At 36.6% G+C, this 1,764-nt stretch carries 1 protein-coding gene and 1 pseudogene; both read right to left on the reverse strand.

Features of this window, described 5'->3' with window-relative positions; translation table 11 throughout:
* Nucleotides 1-468: pseudogene (locus tag HMPREF3263_RS06220) on the reverse strand (hypothetical protein); the annotation flags it as partial.
* 154 nt (nucleotides 469-622) lie between these two features.
* Nucleotides 623-1,606, reverse strand: coding sequence for an HMG-box domain-containing protein (locus tag HMPREF3263_RS06225; protein ID WP_070853102.1), 984 nt, complete (start codon nucleotides 1,604-1,606; stop codon nucleotides 623-625).
* Nucleotides 1,607-1,764 lie beyond the last annotated feature (158 nt).

A 1,764-nucleotide genomic window follows, 5' to 3' on the forward strand; every position in this document is an offset into this window, starting at 1 on the left:
TTTACGGTTAAGTCGAATTGAGCGGTGGCGGGGGTAGAAAAAGAGAAAAAAGACTAGTGGGATTCCAATCAAATAAAGATATGCAGAAATGCGATCCCAGAAATGCTTTTTTAAGTATGGTTCTTTGAATTCTTCATAAGGTTTTATTTTTTCTGTTATATTATATTTTTTTATCATTTCTGGGTTAGTTTCAAAAATAACATATTCACTATATAAAGGCTTAATTATTTTGTCTGGATTAAAAGCCCATATAAAGTCTTTTTCTATTGACTGATATATTCCCAATAGAGGAGTTTCTTTGTGTTGGAGATCTAAAAATGCAATTACAGAGAAAATGCCAATAATAAGAGTTCTGAAAAAACCACGTAAATAGCCATCAAAAGTTGAGTTTTTGATTTCTATTTCATCTTTATTGACTTTGCGAATAGAAAAGCCAAGATCATGGTAAATTTTATTTCGATTCATCATTTTCCTTATTATTTCTGAATCTGATGTTTATGAATTTAGTATACCTTATAGGAAGCTTTCTATTCTAATGTTCATAAAAAATAAAAGTGCGGTTGATTTTCCAAACATTTTAAAAAACGTTGAAAAATTTTACCGCACTTTTGCCTTCAACGACTTATTTTGCCTGATTGTCCAACCCTTCCGCCGAGTGTTCTTCGTTAATCAGCTTTTGTTCTTCGGCGATGGATTTAAACCATTTTTGTTTTTGGTTGTTGGTTTTCTTATTCCAGTCGGCCAGTGCGCTTTCAATGGCTTTATCCGCTTTAGCGCGGTTAAACGGCACGGGAAGGGCAAAAGCGTTGCAAAACGGGATAGTGGCGATGTAATGCCATACGCTAAAACGGGGTTTGATGTGTTTTAAAAATTCAGGGTTATCTTCTGTGAGATAAGCCCGAATGGCGTTTAAAATATCAATGCTTTGCTTGGAAGTCACAGAAGGATACACGCCCAAATAATGACGGGATAGAAGCATATTCTTCTCTTCTCGAATGGCCATCACAAAAGAGTATAAACTTTCTCCGCCCAAAGGGTGTGGGCCATAACAGGAATAGACTACGCCGCCCAGCGGGTCACCTTCTTTCGGCACAAAGGCGACGCGGTAGGTGCCGTTTAAAATCGGCGCATAAATAATCCGTTTTTTTCGGTTGACTCTGATTCCACGGGGGCGTGGCAGACAGAATAAAAATAGCAGAAATGCCATCCAAATTGGGTGGAAGAAAAATCGAATTCTGTTCCATTTATCTCGCTCTATGTAAGGTTTTCTAAATTCTTCATATGATTTAATCTTTGCATTTGGAAAATCTCTAATAAATTCAGGATCTGATCTTATTTTTATATGTTCCTCATATAATTCAGCAATTCCTTTATCAGGAAAAAAAACTGCATCAAAGTCTTCCTTTATTGCTCTTATTTCATAAGAAAAAGGGGGGGCTTTATATTTGGCATTTTGATACCAACTCATGCAAAAAACACCAATAAATAAAAGCCGAATAAATCCTCGAGTATAACCGTCAAAAAAAGAATTGCGAATTTCAATTTCATCTTCTCCGCATTGTCGGATGGAATATTTTAAAGATTTGTATGCTTTATTTTGATTCATATTGCACTCACTTCATTGGAATGGTGGTTAAGTCGGAACTGATTTTGCCGTCGGAGCCTTGGTAATCGGCAAGATACACTTTCAGGCGAATGCTTTTTACCGAACGCGGATCGATTGTCTCCATTTTAGCTTTTTCTTTACGGGTGCCGGTAATCGCC

The sequence above is a fragment of the Haemophilus sp. HMSC61B11 genome (assembly GCF_001838615.1).
Lineage (GTDB): Bacteria > Pseudomonadota > Gammaproteobacteria > Enterobacterales > Pasteurellaceae > Haemophilus_D > Haemophilus_D parainfluenzae_AD.

Coding starts and splice junctions, on each gene's coding strand:
- HMPREF3263_RS06225 (WP_070853102.1), bottom strand. CDS start 1,606: ATGAATCAAAATAAAGCATACAAATCTTTAAAATATTCCATCCGACAA.